The organism is Curtobacterium sp. AG1037 (assembly GCF_003349855.1).
Taxonomy (GTDB): Bacteria; Actinomycetota; Actinomycetes; order Actinomycetales; family Microbacteriaceae; genus Curtobacterium; species Curtobacterium citreum.
Genome location: NZ_QQAO01000003.1, coordinates 167788 through 188277 on the forward strand (window position 1 = coordinate 167788; position 20490 = coordinate 188277).

Consider the following 20490-nt stretch of genomic DNA (forward strand, 5'->3'; position numbering starts at 1 on the left):
CCCGCCACGTGCCTCCCGTCCGTCTTCTGGTCCCTACCCCGGCCGCTATGCGGCGACGGTGCGGCTGGCGACGATCGTCTCGGCGATCTGCACCGCGTTGAGCGCGGCGCCCTTCCGCAGGTTGTCGTTGCTCACGAAGAGCGCGAGGCCGTGACCGGCGGGCGCGGACTGGTCGGCCCGGATCCGGCCGACGAACGACGGGTCCTGCCCGGCGGCCTGCAGCGGCGTCGGCACGTCGGCGAGCTCGACGCCGGGCGCCTCGGCGAGGATCGCGGTCGCGCGCTCGGGCGAGAGCGGACGGTCGAACTCGGCGTGCACCGAGATCGAGTGCCCGGTGAAGACCGGGACGCGCACGCAGGTGCCGGCGACGAGCAGGTCGGGCAGCTCGAGGATCTTCCGGCTCTCGTTGCGGAGCTTCTTCTCCTCGTCGGTCTCGCCCTCGCCGTCCTCGACGATCGAGCCGGCGAGCGGCACGACGTCGAACGCGATGGGACGCGCGTACTTGACCGGCTCCGGGAAGGTCACGGCCGAGCCGTCGTGGGTCAGCGCCGCGGCGTCCTGCTCGAGGGCGGCCTTGGCCTGGCCGAGCAGTTCCTCGACCCCGGCGAGCCCGGACCCGGACACGGCCTGGTACGTCGTGGCCACGAGTCGGCGGAGACCGGACTCGGTGTCCAGGACCTTGAGCACGGGCATGATCGCCATCGTCGTGCAGTTCGGGTTCGCGATGATGCCCTTCGGCGCCTGGTCGACGGCGTGCGGGTTCACCTCGCTCACCACGAGCGGGACGTCCGGGTCCATCCGCCAGGCGCTGGAGTTGTCGACGACGACGGCTCCCGCGGCGGCGAACTTCGGCGCGAGGGCGCGCGAGGCGGTGGCACCCGCCGAGAACAGCGCGATGTCGATGCCGGACGGGTCGGCGGTCTCGGAGTCCTCGACGACGATCTCCTCGCCGCGGAACGGCAGCGTGGTGCCGGCGGACCGGGCGCTCGCGAAGAACCGGACGCGGTCGGCCGGGAACGCGCGCTCCTCGAGGAGGCGACGCATCACGGCGCCGACCTGACCGGTGGCGCCGACGACGGCGACGGTGGTGCTCATGTGGTGCTCCTGCTCGTTCGCGGGACCGCGGTCAGCGGCCCGTGCCGGCGTAGACGACGGCTTCCTGGTCGGCGTCGAGGCCGAACGCCGCGTGCACGACGCGCATCGCCTCGTTCAGGGTGTCGGCACGGGTGACGACCGAGATGCGGATCTCCGAGGTCGAGATCATCTCGATGTTGATCGACGCCTCGTGCAGGGCGCGGAAGAGCGCGGCGGAGACGCCGGCGTTCGTGCGCATGCCCGCACCGACGAGGGCGAGCTTGCCGATCTGGTCGTCGTACTGGATGCCCTCGTAGCCGATGTCGGCCTTCGCGACCTCGAGCGCCGTGAGCACGCCCTGGCCCTGGTCCTTCGGCAGCGTGAAGGAGATGTCCGTGCGGCCGGTGACGGCCTCGGACACGTTCTGCACGATCATGTCGATGTTCGCGCCGGCACGGGCGACGATCGTGAAGATCTCGGCGGCCTTGCCCGGGGTGTCGGGCACGCCGACGACGGTGATCTTGCCCTCGGAGAGGTCTCCGGCGATCCCGGTGATGATCGGTTCTTCCACGGTTTCCCCCTCTGCAGGGTTGTAGACGATGGTTCCCTCGGCGTTGCTGAAGGAGGAGCGGACGTGCAGGGTGACGCCGTGCCGACGGGCGTACTCGACGGCACGGATGTACAGGACCTTGGCGCCGGAGGCCGCGAGCTCGAGCATCTCCTCGCTCGTGATCCGGTCGACCTTCTTGGCCTTCGGCACCACGCGCGGGTCGGCGGTGAAGATGCCGTCGACGTCGGTGTAGATCTCGCAGACGTCGGCGTCGAGCGCGGCGGCGAGGGCGACGGCCGTGGTGTCCGAGCCGCCGCGACCGAGCGTGGTGATCTCGCCGGTCGTGCGGTTGAAGCCCTGGAAGCCCGCGACGATCGCGACGTGACCGGCGTCGAGCGCCTCGCGCACGCGCTTCGGGGTGACGTCGACGATGCGGGCCTTGCCGTGCTGGGCATCGGTGAGCATGCCCGCCTGGCTACCGGTGTACGACGAGGCTTCGACGCCCAGGCTCTTGATCGCCATCGCGAGCAGGGCCATCGAGATGCGCTCCCCCGCCGTGAGCAGCATGTCGAGCTCACGACCAGCCGGGATGGGCGTCACCGAGTGCGCGAGGTCGACGAGCTCGTCGGTGGTGTCGCCCATCGCCGAGACCGCGACGACGACGTCGTTGCCGGCCTTCTTCGTCTGGACGATCCGCTTCGCCACGCGCTTGATGCTCTCGGCGTCCGCGACGGACGATCCACCGAACTTCTGCACGATCAAGGCCACTGCTTGGTACTCCCGGGGACGACGGAGCCGCGATGTGACGCGGTTCGACAATGGTAGAGGGTGTTCCGCGGATGTTGCGTCGGAACGGGGTGGGACGCAAGGATCCTGCGTGCTGCTGGGCGTGAGGAGCCGCGCGGCGGGTGCGTGCCGGCCGGTGGCGTCGTGCTCAGCCGCCGACCAGGCGACGACCCTCGAAGGCCCGTCCGAGTGTGACCTCGTCGGCGTACTCGAGGTCGCCGCCCACGGGCAGACCGGACGCGAGTCGGGTCGTCCGGATGCCCATCGGGACGAGCAGACGGCTGAGGTAGGTCGCCGTCGCCTCGCCCTCGAGGTTCGGGTCGGTCGCGATGATGACCTCGTCCACCGTGCCGTCGGCCAGGCGCGTCATGAGCTGCTGGATGCGCAGGTCGTCCGGACCGACACCGTCGATCGGGCTGATCGCACCGCCGAGCACGTGGTAGAGCCCGCGGAACTCGCGCGTCCGTTCGATCGCGGCGACGTCCTTCGCCTCTTCCACCACACAGATCACGGTCGGCGAACGACGGGGGTCGCGGCAGATGCTGCAGCGCTCGGACTCGGTCACGTTGCCGCAGACCTCGCAGAAGCGGACCTTCTCCTTGACGTCGGCCAGGAGCTCCGCCAGGCGGCTCGGGTCGAACGACTCGGTCTGCAGGATGTGGAACGCGATCCGCTGCGCGGACTTCGGGCCGATGCCGGGCAGGCGACCGAACTCGTCGATCAGGTCCTGGACGATGCCGTCGTACATCAGGCGCCTTCCTCGTGCAGGGCGGTCTCCTCGATGAACTGGGCACCGAGGATCTCACGGACGACGGCCTCGCCGTAGCGTCCCGCGACGGGGGCGCGACGGGCCGGGGGTGTGGTGGTCGGCTGCGGGCGGGCGGCCTGCTGTCGGGGTGCGGCCTGCTGCTGGGGGGCGCCCTGCTGTCGGGCAGCGCCCTGCTGCAGGCCGGACGCCGCTGCGGGCGGTGTCGGCGCCGCAGCCGGCGCTCCGGTGCCCGGGTCGGGGAACGGGGCGCCGTCGTCGTGCGGCTCGTCGTCGAGGGGGTAGTCGTCGACGGGCACGTCGGACCGGGTCGCCGAGGTGTCGGGCGCAGCGGGTGCGGACCCCGACGTCTCGGCTGCCGCCGGTGCGGCGGCCGAGGTGGACTCGGCACGCGGGCGCGGCGTCGCGGAGGCGCCTCCGCCGAGTGCCGAGGCCGGACGCAGCTGTGCGGCGAGCGCTGCGTCGGCGGCGGGGTCGCCGACGACCGGGACGGGGGTGACGGGCTCGCCGGTGTCCGTCGTGCCGAAGGGCGCCGACCAGCTCGGTTCCGCTCGTCCGGCCGGGGCGGCGGGTGCGGGCGTCGGGTCCGTCGCCGGGATGGTGGCGACGGCCCAGTCGGTGACCGGGCTGCTGGACGCCGGTGCCGGTGTCGCCGCGGGCTGCGGCGCGGGAGTCGGTGCCGCGGGAGCCTGGGGCGCCTGCTGCTGCACCGGAGCCTGCGGCGCCTGGGCCCGCGGCGCCGCGACCTCGGGCTCGGGCTTCGGCTCGGGGGCACGACGCTCCGGCGCCCCCGCCTGCAGCGGGGCCTGCTGCTGCGGGGCCTGCTGCTGCGGGGTCTGCTGCTGCGGCGCCCGCTGCTGACCGTTCGGCTGCTGCTGTTGCTGCCCGGGCCCACGTGCGACGAACTTCACCCGGAGTCCGAGGACGTCGATGATCGCCGAGCGGAGGAGCTCACTGACGCTCGTCGCGGGGTCGGACATCTCCTTGAAGGACGCCACGTCCTGCTGGCTAGGGAACGTCAGGGTGAGCACGTCCTCGCGCAGGGCCGTGACCTGCGCCGTGACGACCACGGACCACGCCGACCGACGGGCCTTCTGCACGTGCTCGACGACCTGCGGCCAGGAGTCGCGGAGCTGCTGGAAGCCCACGGCCGCGATGGGACGGACCACGGGCTCGTCGCCGACGGCCGTGCCCTGCCCGGTCGACGAGGCGTTGGCCGTGCCGGACGGGGCGGCCGGGGCATCCGTCGACGGGCGCTCGGCGTGCGGCTGCTGCGCGGGCTGCGGGGTGTTCGGGGCGACCGCTCCCCACGCTGCGGCGGCGTCACGCACGGCGGCCCCGGGGGCCGCCGATCCGCTGGCGGACGACGACTCGGTGGTCGAGCGCGCGCTCGCAGCAGGAGCCGCCGACTGCGCGGACGCGGCGGTCGACGCAGGCGCGGCGGTCGACGCAGGAGAACCGGTCGACGCAGGCGCCGGAGCAGCGGTGCGCTGCGGAGCGGCGGGCGGCGCCGTCCGGGTCGGAGCGGCAGGAGCCGCGTCCGCCGTGGAGCCGCCCTGGTGTCCGCCCGCGTCGCCGACACCGACACGGCGCTCGAGCCGCTCCACACGGGCGAGGGCCCCGCGCTGGGTGTCGTCGGCCTCGGGCACGAGCATGCGCGCCGTCATCAGCTCGAGGTGCAGCCGCGGTGAGGTCGCACCGGTCATGTCCGTCAGGGCGCGGTTCGCGATGTCCGCCGCCCGGGACAGCGCCGTCGCCCCGAACACCCCGGCCTGGCGCGTCATGGTGTCGAGTTCCTCGGGCGAGATGCCGCGCAGGACCGCCGCCGCGCTCTCGTTCGTCGCGGCGACGACGATCAGGTCACGGAGCCGCTCGAGCAGGTCCTCGACGAAGCGCCGCGGGTCCTGACCGGTCTGCACCACGCGGTCGATGGCCGCGAACGCCGATGCCGGGTCCGCGACGGCGAGCGCGTCGACCACGTCGTCGAGCAGTGCCGCGTCGGTGTACCCGAGCAGAGCGACGGCACGCTCGTACGCGATGGCGCCGTCCTCGCTCCCCGCCATGAGCTGGTCCAGCAGCGACAGGGTGTCACGGACCGATCCGCCACCGGCCCGGACCACGAGGGGCAGGACGCCCGGCGCGACCGACACGGACTCCTGCGCGCAGAGCTGCTCGACGTACTCGAGCATCGTGGCCGGCGGCACGAGACGGAACGGGTAGTGGTGGGTCCGCGACCGGATGGTGCCGATGACCTTCTCGGGCTCGGTCGTCGCGAAGATGAACTTGACGTGCTCAGGGGGCTCCTCGACCAGCTTGAGCAGCGCGTTGAAGCCCTGCGGCGTCACCATGTGCGCCTCGTCCAGGATGAAGATCTTGAAGCGGTCGCGTGCCGGGGCGAACACGGCGCGGTCGCGCAGGTCGCGAGCGTCGTCGACACCGTTGTGGCTCGCCGCGTCGATCTCGATCACGTCGAGGGAACCGCTGCCCCCTCGGGCGAGCTCGACGCAGCTCGGGCAGACACCGCACGGGGTGTCCGTCGGCCCCTCGGCGCAGTTGAGGCAGCGCGCGAGGATGCGGGCCGAGGTCGTCTTGCCGCAGCCGCGCGGCCCGCTGAACAGGTACGCGTGGTTGACACGGTTCGTCCGGAGCGCGGTCCGCAGCGGGTCGGTGACCTGCGACTGCCCGATCAGCTCGGCGAAGTTCTCGGGCCGGTAACGGCGATACAGGGCGGTGACCACGGACCAAGGGTAGCCGGGACGGCCGACACCACCAGCCGTCACTCCGAGCCTGTGGACGGCGTCGGGTCACACCCCTTCCGGGAACGAAGAAGACTCCTCACGCACCCGCCAGAGCCCGGTTACCCTTGCTGCGTTTCCGCCCTGGGGGAGTTGGCCTGGATGGCGTCACGTGAGGAGCCTCCGGAAGTCTACCGGACGCGACGGGCAGTATCGGACACATGAAGATCGCCATCGCCGGAGGACACGGACAGATCGCCCTGCTCCTCGCCCGCCTCGTCACCGACGCCGGCCACGACGCCGTCGCCGTCATCAGGAACCCCGCGCACCGCGCCGACGTGGAGCAGCAGGGCGCGACCGCGCTGGTCGTGGACCTGGAGCAGGTCGACGACGACGAACTCGCCCTGCGCCTGCGCGGGGTCGACGCGGTGGTGTTCGCGGCCGGTGCCGGCCCGAACAGCGGTGCGGAGCGGAAGGAGACCGTCGACCGGGACGCCGCACTGCTCCTCGCCGACGCCGCCGAGCGGATGGGCATCGACCGCTACGTGATGATCTCGGCGATGGCGGCCGACTCGTACGACCCGGAGCGGGCCGTCGTGCCCGCCCGCTCCGAGGACGACGTCTTCCAGGTGTACCTGCGCGCGAAGTCCGAGGCGGACGCGAACATCCGCGCGCGGAACCTGCGCTGGACGATCGTCCGTCCGGGTGCGCTCCTCGACACACCGCCGCAGGGCACGGTCGCCGTCGGGCGCACGGTGCCGCGCGGGTCGATCCCCCGTGCGGACGTCGCCGCGGTCGTGCTGCACGCGCTCCTCGACGACTCCGCGGTCGGCGTGCAGTTCGAGGTGACGAGCGGCAACACACCGATCCCCGCCGCCCTGCACGCCCTCGGCTGACCCGATCCGCACGAACGAGACGCCCCCCGCGCTGCCGAGACGCCCCCGAACCGTCGAGACGCCCCCGGATCCGGGGGCGTCTCGCGCACTCGGGGGCGTCTCGCGCGCGACCGCCGCGAGCTACAGCGCGACCGCAGCCGACTGCCGGGCGATCTCGAGCTCCTCGTTCGTCGGGATGACGAGCACCGCGACACGCGACGCGTCCGTGGAGATGCGCCGTGCCTCTCGTGAGGCCAACTCGTTCCGGTCCGCGTCGACCTCGATGCCCAGGTGCTCGAGCCCCGCGAGCACGCGCCGGCGCAGCAGCGCGTTGTTCTCCCCGACGCCCGCGGTGAAGACCACGGCGTCCAGCCCACCGAGCTGCGCCGTGTAGGCCCCCACGTACCGGCGGATCCGGTGCCGGTACACGGCGAGCGCCGCCTCGGCGGTCTCGTCGCCGCGCGACGCCGCGTCCTGCACGTCCCGCATGTCCCCGTTGCCGGTGAGCCCGAGCAGGCCCGACTGCTTGTTGAGCATCGTGTCGAGCTCGTCGAAGTCGAGTCCGGCCTCGCGGTGCAGGTGCAGCAGGACGGCGGGGTCGAGGTCGCCGGAGCGGGTCCCCATCACCAGGCCCTCGAGCGGGGTCAGGCCCATCGAGGTCTCGATCGAGCGGCCGCCGTCGATCGCCGCGGCCGAGGCCCCGTTGCCGAGGTGCAGCACGATGGTCTTCAACTCGGACAGCGGGCGGTCGAGGAACGCGGCGGCCTGCTCGGAGACGTACTTGTGGCTCGTGCCGTGCATGCCGTAGCGCCGGATCTGGTGCTTCTCGGCGAGGTCGGCCGGGATGGCGTACGTGTACGCGTGCGGCGGCATCGTCTGGTGGAACGCGGTGTCGAACACGGCGACGTGCGGGACGTCGGCGAAGACCTGCTTCGCGGCCCGGATCCCCTCGAGGTTCGCCGGGTTGTGCAGCGGCGCGAGGCTGTTCAGCGCCTCGATCTGCTCCTCGACCTCGTCCGTCACGACCGTCGCCCGGTCGAACGTGGTCCCGCCGTGCACCACGCGGTGGCCGACGACCGCCGGCGGGTGCTCGTCGAACGACGGGCCGACCTTCGCGAAGGCGTCGAGCATGGCCTGGAAGCCCGCCGCGTGGTCCGGGACGTCGGCGGCGTCGTTCGAGGACGACTCCCCCGTCACCGCGTTCGTGTGCTTCCACGCGCCGGCGGACTCGCCGATGCGCTCCACCAGCCCGGAGGCGAGCGTGCGCTCGCCCTCGAGCTCGATGAGCTGGTACTTGAACGAACTCGAACCGGAGTTCACGACGAGGGCTGCGGTCACTGGGGTGGTGCCTTTCTCGGGACGGACTGGAGGCGCGGTGCGGGTCGGTCGGTCAGGCCGCGTCGGTCGCGGTGCCGGCCTGGATCGCGGTGATCGCGACGGTGTTCACGATGTCGCCGACGAGGGCGCCCCGCGACAGGTCGTTGATCGGCTTGCGCAGGCCCTGGAGCACCGGACCGATGGCCACGGCACCCGCCGAGCGCTGCACGGCCTTGTAGGTGTTGTTGCCGGTGTTCAGGTCCGGGAAGACGAACACCGTCGCCCGGCCGGCGACCGGCGAGTCCGGCATCTTCGTGCTCGCGACGGTCGGGTCGGCGGCGGCGTCGTACTGGATGGGGCCCTCGACGAGCAGGTCCGGGCGACGCTCCCGCACGAAGGCGGTGCCCGCGCGGACCTTGTCGACGTCCGCCCCGGTGCCGCTGTCCCCGGTCGAGTAGCTGAGCATCGCCACGCGCGGGTCGATGCCGAACTGCGCCGCGGTCTCGGCCGACGAGATCGCGATGTCGGCGAGCTGCTCGCTCGTCGGGTCCGGGATCACCGCGCAGTCGCCGTACACGAGCACGCGGTCGGCCAGCGCCATGAGGAAGACGCTCGACACGATCGACGTGTCCGGCCGGGTCTTGATGATCTCGAAGGACGGCCGGATGGTGTGCGCCGTGGTGTGCTTCGCGCCGGACACCATGCCGTCGGCCAACCCGAGCTGCACCATGAGCGTGCCGAAGTACGAGACGTCCGTGACGGTGTCGCGGGCGAGCTCGATCGACATGCCCTTGTGCGCCCGCAGCCGGGTGTACTCCTCGGCGAAGCGCTCGCGGAGCTCGGGGTCGAACGGACTGATGAGCTGCGCACCCTCGAGGTCGAGCCCGAGCTCGGTCGCGCGGGCACGGATCGCGGCGGGTTCGCCGAGGATCGTCAGTGAGCAGACCTGACGCTGCAGCAGCGTGGACGCGGCGTGCAGGATGCGGTCGTCGTCGCCCTCGGGCAGGACGATCCGCTTGCCGTAGCCGCGGGCCCGGTCGAGCAGGCCGTGCTCGAACATGAGCGGCGTCACGACGCCGGACGGCGTGAGCTGCAGCCGGTCGCGCAGGGCGTCGGCGTCGACGTGCTGCTCGAAGAGCGCGAGCGCGAGGTCGGCCTTCCGCGGGGAGTCCGCCGCGAGCCGCCCGCGGGTGTGGGTGATCCGGAGCGCGGTGTCGTACGTGCCGAGGTCGTTCCGGGCGATCGGCAGCGAGCTCGACAGGCCCTCGAGCAGGCGGGTGATCTGCGGCGAGGTCTCGAACCCGCCGTTCAGGATGACACCGGCCAGGCTCGGGAAGGTCTCGGACTGGTTCGCGAGCACCGTGGCGAGCAGCACGTCGCTGCGGTCCCCCGGCACGACCACGATCCCGCCCTCGATGAGCCGGGGCAGCACGTTCTCCATGCTCATGCCGGCGACGACGGTGCCCAGGGCCTCGCGGTCGAGCAGGGCCTCGTCCCCACGGACGAGCGTCGCGCCGGTCGCCTGCAGCAGGGCACGGACGGTCGGTGCGACGAGCACGCGGTCCTCGGGGATGGCCCAGACGGGCGTGTCGGGGTGGACGTCGCGCACCGCGTGCTCGACGCTCGCGACGATCGCCGCGAGCGCGTCCGGGTCGGCACGGTTCACCACCACGCCGAGGAGCTGGGCGTGCGCCGCCCGGAGCTCGCTCGTCGTGACGTCGGCGACCTGCGCCATCGCCTCGGCCGTGCGCGCCCCCCGCTCGGCGGAGTCGCGGCCGCCGAGCACGAGCAGCACGGGCGCCCCGAGGTTCGCCGCGACCTTCGCGTTGAAGGACAGCTCCGTCGGGCTGCCCACGTCGGTGTAGTCGGACCCGAGGACCACGACCGCGTCGCACTGCCGCTCGACCTGCGCGAAGCGGGACAGGATCGTGCCGAGCGCGGCGTCGGGGTCCGCGTGGACGTCGTCGTAGGTGACGCCGACGGCCTCGTCGTACGAGAGCCCGACGGCGGTGTGCTGCAGGAGCAGCTCGAGCACGTAGTCGGGCTCGGCGACCGACCGGGCGACGGGTCGGAACACGCCGACGCGACCGACGGATCGGGCGAGGGTCTCGAGGACACCGAGGGCCACGGTGCTCTTGCCGGTGTGCCCCTCTGCTGACGTGATGTAGATGCGGGTCGACACACCTCCAGGGTAGTCGCGCGCTCGACGGGCCCTCTGGGAGCCGGCGGGGCTGTGGAGGCTCGTGGTCATCCACACCCTCGGGAACCTGTACCATGGGGTGTCGTCATCGCGAGATGTCGCCTGGAGAATTCGCCTAGTGGCCTATGGCGCACGCTTGGAAAGCGTGTTGGGTGCAAGCCCTCGGGGGTTCGAATCCCCCATTCTCCGCCAGCAACTCCCACCAGGAGCGTTCCGGCCAGGAACGTACCGGTCAAGAACGACGAAGGGCACCCGCCGAGCGGGTGCCCTTCGTCGTTCCGGTGGCGCCCGTCGACGCCCGTGTCCCCCGTCAGGCCGACGGCTGTGCCCCCCGTCCGCAACGAGGTGGCCGGAACACGCCGCTGCGCAGTGGAACGCACTGTCCTCCGGCCCCGCCGAGGCCCTAGTCTGTGCTCACGGACGACCCCGGGACGGGTCGGACACGGTGCAACCGGGCGGCAGGGGCGTCGCCCGACGGGCGTGCGGTCGACGCTGCCCGCGCACCCGAGGGCGAGGAGACCTACGTGGGGGACGCGACGGTACCGGCGACGGGACGACTGCGCGCGCCGGTGTTCGACACGGTGCTCCGGCCCCGTCGCGCACTGGTCCGCTCCACCGCCCTGAGCGTCGTCTGCTCCGCCGTCCCACTCGTCGTCGCGCTGGTCTGGGTCACCCTCCCGATGCGCTGGTGGTCGCTCGTGGCCGGCTTCGTCGTGCTCCTCGCCGTCCTGGCCGGTGTGCTGTTCGTTCGGCTCGGCTCGACGTTCCTCGGGATCGACGAGGACGACGTCGTGCTGCACGGCGTGGTCACCGCGAACCGACGCATCCCGCGGGCCCGGGTGCACCACCTCGTCCTCGTGACGACGCAGCACGGGACGGCCGACCGCCCGGTCCGGACGCTCCTGGCGTTCGACGCCGACGACGAGCACCTGTTCCGCATGCGCGGCGACGTCTGGGGCGACGCGGCACTCGAGCGCGTGGTCGACGTGCTCGACGTCCAGGTGGACCGCGAAGGCCGCGTCCTGCCGGCACGCGAGGTCGCCCGCCGCTGGCCGTCGAGCCGCGCCTGGTACGAGCGTCGTGCCGGCGTCGCGGTCGCGGGTGGCGCTGCGGCCGCCCTCGTCGTCGGGGTCCTCGCCGTCGAGACGATCGGACTCCTCGCACGCTGACCGTCCGCGCCGCCCGAGCACGCTGACCGATCAGCGCCCGACGAGCACGCTGACCGACCGCGCCACCCGAGCTCGCCGATGGTCAGCGCGGCCCCTCAGCGCCGGCGTCGCAGGGTCGAGAAGATCCCCTTCACGACCTCCTTGGCGATGGTCCCGCCGAGCCCCGGACCGAGCAGGTCCGACAGCGGGTCCCCCGACCGCCGCGAGGTCGACGTCCGCGACGACCGTGGCGAGCGATCGCTCCGCCGCGACTCGGCCGTCCGCTCCGCGCGCTCGAACTCCCGCTGCGTGCGCTCGTACTCCTGCTGCGCGGCCCGACGCTCTCGCTCGTCCTGCTTCGCCCGTGCCGCCGCCTCCTTCGCGGCTGCCGCGGCGGCCCGCGCCGCCTGCTTCTCGGCCTCGGCCTGCGCGGACGCGGCGTGCTCCGCCGCCTCCGCGGCGGCGGCCTCGGCGGCCGCGGCCTCCATCCGGCGCGCGAGGATCTCGTGCGCCGAGTCGGGGTCGACGCGGGTGCCGTACCGGGCGAGGAGCGGGGACGAGGTGACCCGGGCCTCCAGGTCGGCCCCCGGCAGGGGCTCCATGGAGCCCTGCGGCGCGCGCAGGCGCGTCCACGCGACCGGCGTGGGCGCACCACGCTCGTTCATCACGGTGACGATCGCCTCACCCGTCGCCAGCGAGGTCAGGACCTCGCCGAGGTCGTACTCGCTCGTCGGGTAGGTCGACACCGTGGCACGGAGAGCCTTCGCGTCGTCGGGCGTGTGGGCGCGGAGCTGGTGCTGGATGCGCGACCCCAGCTGCGCGAGCACGTCGTTCGGGACGTCCTTCGGCGTCTGCGTGACGAAGAACACGCCGACGCCCTTCGAACGGATCAGCCGGACGGTGCGGACGACCTGCTCGGTGAAGTCCTTCGACGCACCCGTGAACAGCAGGTGCGCCTCGTCGAGGAAGAACACGAGCTTCGGCTTGTCCTGGTCGCCGACCTCGGGCAGCTCGTTGAACAGGTCTGCGAGCATCCACATCAGGAACGTCGAGAACAGCTGTGGCTGGTCCTGCACGCCGGGGACCTCGAGCAGGCTCACGATCCCGCGGCCGTCCGGGGCCGTCCGGAGGAACTCGGCGGTGTCGATCTCCGGCTCCCCGAAGAACGCGTCGGCACCCTGGTCGGCGAAGGTGACGAGCTCGCGCAGGATCACGCCGACCGTCTGCTTCGACAGACCGCCGAGGTCCGCGAGTTCGCCCTTGCCCGCGTCGCTCGTCAGGTAGGTCAGGACGCTCCGCAGGTCGGACAGGTCGACGAGCGGCAGCCCGGCCTGCTCGGCGTAGTGGAAGACGAGCCCGAGCGACGACTCCTGCGTCTCGTTGAGACCGAGCACCTTCGCGAGCAGCAGCGGCCCGAACCCGGACACCGTCGCCCGGACCGGGACACCCGTGCCGACGCCGCCGAGGGCGTAGAACTCGGCCTGGCTGCCGACGCCCTGCCACTGCTGGCCGATGCCCGCCGTGCGCGCGAGCAGCTTGTCGTTCGGCTGGCCGGGGGTCGCCAAGCCGGACAGGTCGCCCTTGACGTCCGCCGCGAACACCGGCACACCGGCCGCGGCGATCTGCTCGGCGAGGAGCTGCAGGGTGCGGGTCTTGCCCGTGCCGGTGGCACCCGCGACGAGGCCGTGCCGGTTGAGCATGCCGAGCGGGATGCGGACCTGGACGTCCGGCAGCGCCTCGCCGTTGACGAGCGCGCCGAGTTCGAGGGCGGTGCCGCCGACGGCGTACCCGGTACGGACGGCCGCCACGGCGTCGGCGCCGAGCGGTCCGGCGGGTGGTGCGGTGAGCGGCGGGGTCGCCTGGTCGCCGGGTCGGGTGTCGGGCCGGACGGGAGGCTCGGTGCCTGTGGACGACGTCGACTCGGCTGCCGGGGTGGCCGGGTCCGTGGGCGCTGCTGCCGGCTCGGCTGTCGTCGCCGCCGGCTCGGTGGGCGCTGCCGCCACTGTCCGGCTCAGCGCTGCGGCGAGCTCCTCGGCCCGCCGTGCGGCCTCGTCGGCGAGCCGACGCGCCTCCTCGGCGGCGGCCTGCGCCGCCGCTGCCGCTGCTCTCGCCTGCTCCACCGCGTCGTCGCTCATGGCCACAGCGTACGGACGCCGACCGACGCCGGTCCGGCCGGACGACGACGGGGAGTGACTAGTGCGTGAGGGCGGGGACCGTGCGGGGGCGGACCACGGCCCAGAGCAGGACGATCGCCACCGCCGCCGTGCACGCCATCACGGCCGCCATCGGCGCCGCGGTCTCGATGCCGAGCCAGCCGACGATCGGCGAGATGAGCCCGGCGACACCGAAGTTCAGGGCGCCGAGGAGCGAGGCGGCGGTGCCGGCTTCCTTGCCGTGCGCGGCGAGGCCGATCACCTGGACGAGCGGGAACGAGAAGCCGCACGCCGCGATGAAGAACCAGAGCGGCACGAGCACGCCGACCAGTCCGGCACCCAGCGCGTCGAGCACGATGATCGCGACCGACGCCAGGAACAGGGTCGCGGTCGAGCAGGCGAGGATCCACTGCGGGCCGACACGCTGCGCGATCCGCGAGGAGATCTGCACGCCGACGACGACGCCGATGGAGTTCACCGCGAAGAGCAGTCCGTACTGCTGCGCGTTGAGCCCGTAGACGCCCTGGAACAGGAACGGCGACGAACTCAGGTACGAGAACAGGCCGCTGAACACCATCGCTCCGATGAGCGCGACGCCGACGAAGATCCGGTCGGAGAACAGCGCCTTGTACCGCTGGCCGACGGTGGAGTGGCCGGCCTCGTGCCGGCGCTCCTTCGGCAGCGTCTCGACGATGAGCAGGATCGACGCGATCACGACGGCCAGGCCGTAGCAGGCGAGGAACACGAAGATGCCGCGCCAGCTGGTGAAGCGGAGCATCTGCGAGCCGATGAGCGGCGCGAGGATCGGTGCGAGGCCGTTCACCATCGCCAGGCGCGACAGCATGCGCACGAGGGGCTTGCCGCCGAACAGGTCGCGGACGGTGGCCATCGCGACGACACCACCCGCCGCGGCACCCATGCCCTGCAGGACGCGGAACACGGCCAGCAGCTCGATGTCCGGCGCGGTGGCCGCTCCGATGGACGCCGCGATGTGCACCGTGGTGGCGATGATGAGCGGCAGGCGACGACCGACCTTGTCGCTCCACGGGCCGACCAGCAGCTGGCCGACCGCGAACCCGAGCGTCGTCGCCGTGAGCGTGAGCTGCACGGCGCCGTCGGAGACCCCGAACTGCTCCTTGAGCGACGGGAACGCCGGCAGGTAGAGGTCGATGGTGAACGGCCCGAGCGCGGTGAGCGCGCCGAGCACGAAGACGTAGACGAGGCGCTGACCCCGGGTGAGCGAGTCACCGGGGTGGAGCACGACGCGGAGTGGACCAGTGGTGGCGGGCGCGGTCACGAGCGAGCGGTCCTTCGACAGGAGAGACGGGAGAGGGAGGTGATCACGGGCGCCGCGGTTGCCCGGCGCCGGGAGAGCGGGGTCGCACCGGGCGGACCCGGCCGAGTCGAATCGAATCGATTCGCCCACGGAACCATCCTACGGGCTGCGTGAGCGCTCCCGGAACCTCCCGCACCACATCCGTCGCGTCACACCGCGCTCTCCGTCCCGTCCGGGCGGTCGCCGTACGGTAGCGTCGACCGTGCTCGTCGACACCTGGTCGGACCGGGCAACGGACTCGGCGAGAAGGGGGTGGGACCGTGGTCGACGCACGGATCCTGCACACCACCGCAGCCCTGCGCGAGGCGATCCTGCGGCTGGCCGCCGACCGCCCCGTGTCCACGATCACCGTCGCGGACGTCACGCGCGCGGCCGGGATCAACCGTGCGACCTTCTACTCGCACGCGGTCTCGCCGGGGTCGCTGCTCGCCGACGTGCTCACGCCCGAGCTCGACCGCATCCGCGAGGACGACGCCGAGGCCCGCCGGACGGCTGCCGCCCGTGGTGCGAGTGCCGACGAGCTCGCTGGGATCACCCGTCGCGGGATCGACGCGGTCGTCGAGCACGTGGTGTCCCACCGGGACATCTACGCGAAGGGGCTCCCGGACACCGAGGACGCCTCGCTCCACCGGCTCCTCGTCGAGCACTTCACCGTCTCGAGCGCGCAGCACATCCGCGAGCTCCCCACCGAGCGCCCGACCATGCTCGACGACGTCGCGGCCGGGTTCGTCGCGCAGGGGTTCGTCGGTGCGATCGAGGCCTGGCTCGCCGGGCCCCGGCGGTCGCGGAGGTCGCTCGTCGAGACGATCACGCTGTCGTTCCCGTCCTGGTGGCACTGAGCGCCGCGGCACCGGCGACAGCAGCGACCGTCGGTCGCTGATCGTCGGTCGCTGATCGTCGGTCGCTGATCGTCGGTCGCTGACCGTCAGTCGCTGACCGTCGGCTTCTCGCCGCGCTGCAGTGACCGCACCACGTCGACCGTGGTGTCGACGAGCGCGTCCTCGTCGTCGCCGCCGGGCACCCGGTAGTCGGCGGACACCCCGTCGCCCCCGGTCCCGCTCGCGGGCAGGGAACCGCCGAGGGACACCACGACCACGCCGGCGTCGTGCGCGGTCTGGAGCACCCCGGCCAGGGCCGAGGCGTCGACCGCGCGGACGAGCACCGCCTTCGCGCCGCCCCGGACGAGCGCGTCGACCGCCTCGCGCTGGGCCGCCGCGCCGTCCTGCTCGGGCGCCAGCCGGACGTCCGACCGGAACCCCGCCGCGTCGAGCCGGTCGCCCAGAGCCGTGCCGAGCGAGCCGTCCGCGGCGGGCAGGACCACCCCGACCACGGCGTGCCGGTCGAAGCCGCCGTCCGAGCTGGTCAGGTCCGAGCTCTGCACGGGCGTCGGCGCCGCGGTCGTGGGTCCCTGGCAACCGGTCAGGGCGACGAGGGTCGCCCCCACCACGACCGCCACGACGGCCCCGACCCGCATGCGCACGAGCGTCACGCTACCCGCTGGGCACCCGCCGGCGGCGGCACCGGGCCGAGCCGTCGGACCGCCGCGGTGGCGAGCAGCGCGATCACGATCATCGCGAGGAACACGAGCGGGAACGACCACGCGGCGTCCGCTCCCCCGCTGCCGACGAACAGCAACCCGGTGACCGCGAGCCCGACGACGCTGCCCGAGGCGTCCGCGATCGTCAGCGCCGAGCTCGCGAACCCGTCGTCGCCCTCGCCCGAGAAGCGCAGCGTCAGCATCGACGCCCGCGGGTACAGCCCGCCCATGCCGGCGCCGCCGACGAACCAGCCGACGACGAGCACCCACCACGGCAGGTCGAACCAGGCGACCGCGAGCGCCGTGACCAGGCTGACGAGCACCAGGGCGAGCCCGACACCGAACGTCCTGGCGGCCGTCAGGCGTTCCTCGCCGACCCGTCCGTGCACCCAGCTGGCACCGGCCCAGCTCAGGGCGGCGACGGTCAGCGCGAGGCCCGCCGTCGACGCCGACAGACCGTGCCGCGACTGCAGCAGGAACGGCACGTAGGCCTCGCTCCCGAAGAACGCCGCCGCGACGAGTCCCCGCAGGAGCACCACGCTCGGCAGCCCGGGCGCCGCACGGAACGTCCCGGTCGGCAGCAGCGGACGGAGCGCCGCCCACGTGCCGACGACCCCGACGACGACCGCCGCGACGCGCGGCCACGGGCCGAGGTCCGGGGCGACGTTGAGGAGCAGGATCGCGATCGCCGCCCCGACGGACCAGCCGATCCTGGTGCGTTGCCACACCGGTCGGAGCGCGGCGGCCGGGGCGTGCAGCTTCCCGAGGGTCGGCACGAGCAGGGCGAACGACACCACCGCGATGACGAGCGCCCCGGCGAAGACCCAGTGCCAGCCCCACGTCTCGGTGACGATCCCCGCGACCGCCGGGCCGACGAGCGCCGGGACGACCCACGCCGCGGCGAACCCGGCGAACACCGGACCGTGCAGCTCGGCTGGGAAGATCCGTGCGACGAGCACGTAGAGCACGACGTCGATCGCCCCGGCACCGAAGCCCTCGACGAGCCGCCCGACGAGGAACACCTCCATCGTGGGCGCCAGCATCACGACCGCGGTGCCGAGCGCGAAGAGCGCGGCCGAGACCCACGCGACGACACGACCGCCGGACCGGTCCGTCCAGTTCCCCGCGAGCACCATCCCGGGGACACCCGCGGCGAGGGGTGCCGCGAAGGCGAGCGCGTACAGCGTCTCGCCGTCGAGGTCACGGCTGATCTCCGGCATGACCGTGGTCATCGCCAGGTTCTGGAACGCCGCGACGCCCACGATGGCGACCATGCCGATCGTCGCGAGCGCGTAGCGCCCGCTGAGGATCCCGGTCGTCGTCGCCACGCTGCTCACCCGGGTCACGCTACCGGTGACCACGGACGGACTGGAGGATCGTGGCGGCGCCGCCACGATCCTCCAGTCCGCCCTCAGCGCGCGTCAGCGCGCCGCGACGTCAGCGCGCCAGCGCCTGCAGGACGTCCGCGACCAGGTCGCCGGCGTCCTCGATGCCCACCGACAGGCGGACGACGTTCTCCGGCACGGCGAGCTCCGTGCCCTTGACGGACGCGTGCGTCATCTCGCTCGGGTAGCCGATGAGCGACTCGACCCCGCCGAGCGACTCGGCGAGCGTGAACACCTCGGTCGACTCGACGAACCGCTTCGCTGCCGCGGGGCCGCCGGTCAGCGCGACCGAGAGCATGCCGCCGAAGCCACGCATCTGCTTCGCGGCGACGTCGTGCCCGGGGTGGTCGGCGAGGCCCGGGTAGAAGACGCGCTCGACACCCGGGGCGGACACGAGCGCCTCGGCCACGGCCTGCGCGTTCGCGGAGTGCCGCTCCATCCGCAGCGGCAGCGTCTTGATGCCGCGGGTGGTCAGGAAGGCGTCGAACGGCGAGGCGATCGCACCCGCACCGAACTGCAGGAAGCCGACCTGCTCCGCGAACTCCTGGTCCCGCAGCACGACCGCACCGCCGACGACGTCGGAGTGGCCCCCGAGGTACTTCGTCGTGGAGTACGACACCGCGTCGGCGCCGAGCCCGAGCGGCTGCTGCAGGTACGGCGAGGCGAACGTGTTGTCCACGACGACGAGCGCACCGGCGGCGTGCCCGACCTCGGACAGCAGCGCGATGTCGGCGATCTTCATGAGCGGGTTCGTCGGGGTCTCGACCCACAGGACGGTCTTCGCGGGGGCACCCTCGAGCGCGGCGCGGACCCGGTCGACGTCGCTCATGTCGACGACGACGAGCTCGACGCCCCACGGCACGTGCAGCCGGTTCACCAGGCGGTGCGTCCCGCCGTAGACGTCGTTGCCCATCACCACGCGGGCGCCGGGCTCCAGGTACGCGCGGAGCAGGGCGTCCTCGGCGGCCAGCCCGGACGCGAACGAGTACGCCGCGACGCCGCCGTCCAGGTCGGCGAGGAGCGTCTGCAGGGCGTCCCGCGTCGGGTTGCCGCCGCGCGAGTACTCGTAGCCGTTCCGCATGTTCCCCACGCCGTCCTGCACGTAGGTGCTCGTGACGTGGATGGGCGGGATCACCGCGCCGGTCGTGGCGTCGGGGTCCTGGCCGGCGTGGACGGCACGGGTGTCGAACTCGGTCATGCGATCGGGGTTCCTTGCAGCTCGGGGTCGTGGTCGGGGGCGCGTCGGTGCGCGGCCCGGGTCACTCGGACAGGGAGGTCAGCAGGTCGTGCCGGGTCAGCACGGTCACCGGCTTGCCGTCGTCGACGACGAGCAGGGCGTCGACGGACTCGAGCGCCCGCCGGGCCGCGGACAGGGACTCCCCCGTGCCGATGAGCGGGAGCGGGTCCCCGACGAAGCCGGACACCGCGTCGGTCATCGCGGCCGCGCCGGTGAACACCTGCTCGAGCAGGTCCTTCTCGGCGACGGCACCGACGACCTCGCCGATCACGACGGGCGGTTCGGCGCTCAGGACCGGCATCTGCGAGACGCCGTACGTCGCCATGATCTCGACGACGTCCCGCACGGTGTCCGACGGGTGCGCGTGCACGAGGTCCGGCAGACGGCCGTCCTTGCCCGCGACGACGGACCCCACCGTCCGCGCGTCGTCGGTCTCGGCGAAGCCGTACGAGCGCATCCACCGGTCGTTGAAGATCTTGCCGAGGTAGCCACGGCCGCTGTCCGGCAGGAGCACCACGACGACGTCGTCCTCGGTCAGGTCCTGCGCGGCCCGGAGCGCGGCGACCACGGCCATGCCGCTCGACCCACCCACGAGCAGGCCCTCCTCGCGCGCCAGGCGGCGGGTCATCGCGAACGACTCCGCGTCCGTCACGGCGATGATCTCGTCCGGGATCCCGGCGTCGTACGCGGCTGGCCAGAAGTCCTCGCCGACGCCCTCCACCAGGTACGGCCGCCCGGTGCCGCCCGAGTAGACCGAGCCCTCCGGGTCCGCGCCGACGATCCGGACGCGTCCGTCCGACGCTTCCTTGAGGTACCGGCCGGTGCCGGAGATGGTGCCCCCGGTGCCGACGCCGGCGACGAAGTGCGTGATCTGCCCCTCGGTGTCGCGCCAGATCTCGGGACCGGTGGTCTCGTAATGGCTCCGCGGGCCGTTCGGGTTCGCGTACTGGTTCGGCTTGTAGGCGCCGGGGATCTCCCGCACGAGCCGGTCCGACACCGAGTAGTACGACTCCGGGTGCTCCGGCGGGACCGCGGTGGGGGTGACGACGATCTCGGCGCCGTACGCGGTGAGGACGTTCCGCTTGTCCTCGCCGACCTTGTCCGGCAGGACGAACACGCACCGGTACCCGCGCTGCTGGGCCACGAGCGCGAGCCCGACCCCGGTGTTCCCGGAAGTCGGTTCGACGATCGTCCCGCCGGGGCGCAGGTCGCCGGAGGCCTCGGCCGCGTCGATGATCCGCGTCGCGATGCGGTCCTTCGACGAGCCGCCCGGGTTCAGGTACTCGACCTTGACCAGGACGGTCGGCCGGATGCCCTCGGTGACGCGGTTCAGACGGACGAGCGGGGTGTCGCCGACGAGGTCGACGACCGAGTTCGCGTAACGCACGCGG

At 72.8% G+C, this 20490-nt stretch carries 15 protein-coding genes, 1 tRNA gene and 1 other RNA gene; 4 read left to right on the top strand and 13 right to left on the bottom strand.

Annotated features, from left to right (window positions below; translation table 11 throughout):
- Positions 1 to 45 precede the first annotated feature (45 nt).
- From DEU32_RS05460 to ffs, 5 genes are all read right to left on the bottom strand, one after another.
- Positions 46 to 1095 (bottom strand): aspartate-semialdehyde dehydrogenase, encoded by a 1050-nt coding sequence (locus DEU32_RS05460; protein ID WP_114849674.1) that lies wholly within the window; start codon positions 1093 to 1095, stop codon positions 46 to 48.
- Positions 1096 to 1126: 31 nt separating this feature from the next.
- Positions 1127 to 2392, bottom strand: coding sequence for an aspartate kinase (locus tag DEU32_RS05465; protein ID WP_058743290.1), 1266 nt, complete (start codon positions 2390 to 2392; stop codon positions 1127 to 1129).
- Positions 2393 to 2558: 166 nt separating this feature from the next.
- Positions 2559 to 3158 carry a recombination mediator RecR gene (gene recR / locus DEU32_RS05470; protein ID WP_058743291.1) on the bottom strand — a complete coding sequence of 200 codons (600 nt, stop codon included), beginning with the start codon at positions 3156 to 3158 and terminating at the stop codon, positions 2559 to 2561.
- Positions 3158 to 5914 (bottom strand): DNA polymerase III subunit gamma and tau, encoded by a 2757-nt coding sequence (locus tag DEU32_RS05475; RefSeq protein ID WP_114849675.1) that lies wholly within the window; start codon positions 5912 to 5914, stop codon positions 3158 to 3160. Before DEU32_RS05475 ends, recR begins: the two co-directional genes overlap by 1 nt.
- A gap of 85 nt (positions 5915 to 5999) precedes the next feature.
- Positions 6000 to 6096, bottom strand: an RNA gene (gene ffs, locus DEU32_RS05480) — signal recognition particle sRNA small type.
- Positions 6097 to 6132: 36 nt separating this feature from the next.
- Here ffs and DEU32_RS05485 point away from each other — a divergent pair.
- Complete coding sequence (locus tag DEU32_RS05485) at positions 6133 to 6807, top strand: NAD(P)H-binding protein (protein WP_058743336.1); 675 nt, start codon at positions 6133 to 6135, stop codon at positions 6805 to 6807.
- A 120-nt stretch (positions 6808 to 6927) separates the two neighbouring features.
- Here DEU32_RS05485 and DEU32_RS05490 read toward each other — a convergent pair whose 3' ends face one another.
- Both DEU32_RS05490 and pta read right to left on the bottom strand, forming a co-directional pair.
- Positions 6928 to 8124, bottom strand: a complete 1197-nt coding sequence (locus DEU32_RS05490) for an acetate/propionate family kinase (protein ID WP_114849676.1) — start codon at positions 8122 to 8124, stop codon at positions 6928 to 6930.
- A 52-nt stretch (positions 8125 to 8176) separates the two neighbouring features.
- A complete protein-coding gene (gene pta / locus DEU32_RS05495) occupies positions 8177 to 10285 on the bottom strand; it encodes a phosphate acetyltransferase (RefSeq protein ID WP_114849677.1) in 2109 nt (702 codons plus the stop codon).
- Between the two features lie 122 nt (positions 10286 to 10407).
- Between pta and DEU32_RS05500 the strand changes: the two genes are divergently transcribed.
- Both DEU32_RS05500 and DEU32_RS05505 read left to right on the top strand, forming a co-directional pair.
- Positions 10408 to 10495 (top strand) — tRNA-Ser (locus DEU32_RS05500).
- A gap of 332 nt (positions 10496 to 10827) precedes the next feature.
- Positions 10828 to 11472, top strand: a complete 645-nt coding sequence (locus tag DEU32_RS05505) for a hypothetical protein (RefSeq protein ID WP_147281414.1) — start codon at positions 10828 to 10830, stop codon at positions 11470 to 11472.
- A 95-nt stretch (positions 11473 to 11567) separates the two neighbouring features.
- Here DEU32_RS05505 and DEU32_RS05510 read toward each other — a convergent pair whose 3' ends face one another.
- Positions 11568 to 13586 carry a helicase HerA-like domain-containing protein gene (locus DEU32_RS05510; RefSeq protein ID WP_114849679.1) on the bottom strand — a complete coding sequence of 673 codons (2019 nt, stop codon included), beginning with the start codon at positions 13584 to 13586 and terminating at the stop codon, positions 11568 to 11570.
- Between the two features lie 58 nt (positions 13587 to 13644).
- On the bottom strand, positions 13645 to 14901 hold the full coding sequence (locus DEU32_RS05515; protein WP_114849680.1) for a multidrug effflux MFS transporter: 1257 nt from the start codon (positions 14899 to 14901) through the stop codon (positions 13645 to 13647).
- A gap of 299 nt (positions 14902 to 15200) precedes the next feature.
- Between DEU32_RS05515 and DEU32_RS05520 the strand changes: the two genes are divergently transcribed.
- Entirely contained in the window at positions 15201 to 15779 is a 579-nt protein-coding gene (locus DEU32_RS05520) for a TetR/AcrR family transcriptional regulator (protein WP_114849681.1), read from the top strand.
- Positions 15780 to 15865: 86 nt separating this feature from the next.
- Here DEU32_RS05520 and DEU32_RS05525 read toward each other — a convergent pair whose 3' ends face one another.
- The 4 genes from DEU32_RS05525 to DEU32_RS05540 all read right to left on the bottom strand — a co-directional run bounded on the left by DEU32_RS05525 (position 15866) and on the right by DEU32_RS05540 (position 20486).
- Positions 15866 to 16414: a substrate-binding domain-containing protein gene (locus DEU32_RS05525; RefSeq protein WP_258554803.1), complete on the bottom strand. Its 549-nt coding sequence runs from the start codon at positions 16412 to 16414 to the stop codon at positions 15866 to 15868.
- An 11-nt stretch (positions 16415 to 16425) separates the two neighbouring features.
- Entirely contained in the window at positions 16426 to 17814 is a 1389-nt protein-coding gene (locus tag DEU32_RS05530) for an MFS transporter (RefSeq protein WP_181819201.1), read from the bottom strand.
- Positions 17815 to 17914: 100 nt separating this feature from the next.
- Positions 17915 to 19060: a cystathionine gamma-synthase gene (locus DEU32_RS05535; protein WP_114849684.1), complete on the bottom strand. Its 1146-nt coding sequence runs from the start codon at positions 19058 to 19060 to the stop codon at positions 17915 to 17917.
- Positions 19061 to 19121: 61 nt separating this feature from the next.
- The gene (locus DEU32_RS05540) at positions 19122 to 20486 is read right to left on the bottom strand and encodes a cystathionine beta-synthase (protein WP_114849685.1); all 1365 of its coding nucleotides are present in this window, start codon (positions 20484 to 20486) and stop codon (positions 19122 to 19124) included.
- Between the last annotated feature and the right edge of the window lie 4 nt (positions 20487 to 20490).

Bases quoted from the DNA above. Each gene is read 5' to 3' on its own strand.
- recR (WP_058743291.1), bottom strand. From the start codon at position 3,158: ATGTACGACGGCATCGTCCAGGACCTGATCGACGAGTTCGGTCGCCTG.
- DEU32_RS05535 (WP_114849684.1), bottom strand. From the start codon at position 19,060: ATGACCGAGTTCGACACCCGTGCCGTCCACGCCGGCCAGGACCCCGAC.
- DEU32_RS05485 (WP_058743336.1), top strand. From the start codon at position 6,133: ATGAAGATCGCCATCGCCGGAGGACACGGACAGATCGCCCTGCTCCTC.
- DEU32_RS05510 (WP_114849679.1), bottom strand. From the start codon at position 13,586: ATGAGCGACGACGCGGTGGAGCAGGCGAGAGCAGCGGCAGCGGCGGCG.
- DEU32_RS05460 (WP_114849674.1), bottom strand. From the start codon at position 1,095: ATGAGCACCACCGTCGCCGTCGTCGGCGCCACCGGTCAGGTCGGCGCC.
- DEU32_RS05525 (WP_258554803.1), bottom strand. From the start codon at position 16,414: ATGCGGGTCGGGGCCGTCGTGGCGGTCGTGGTGGGGGCGACCCTCGTC.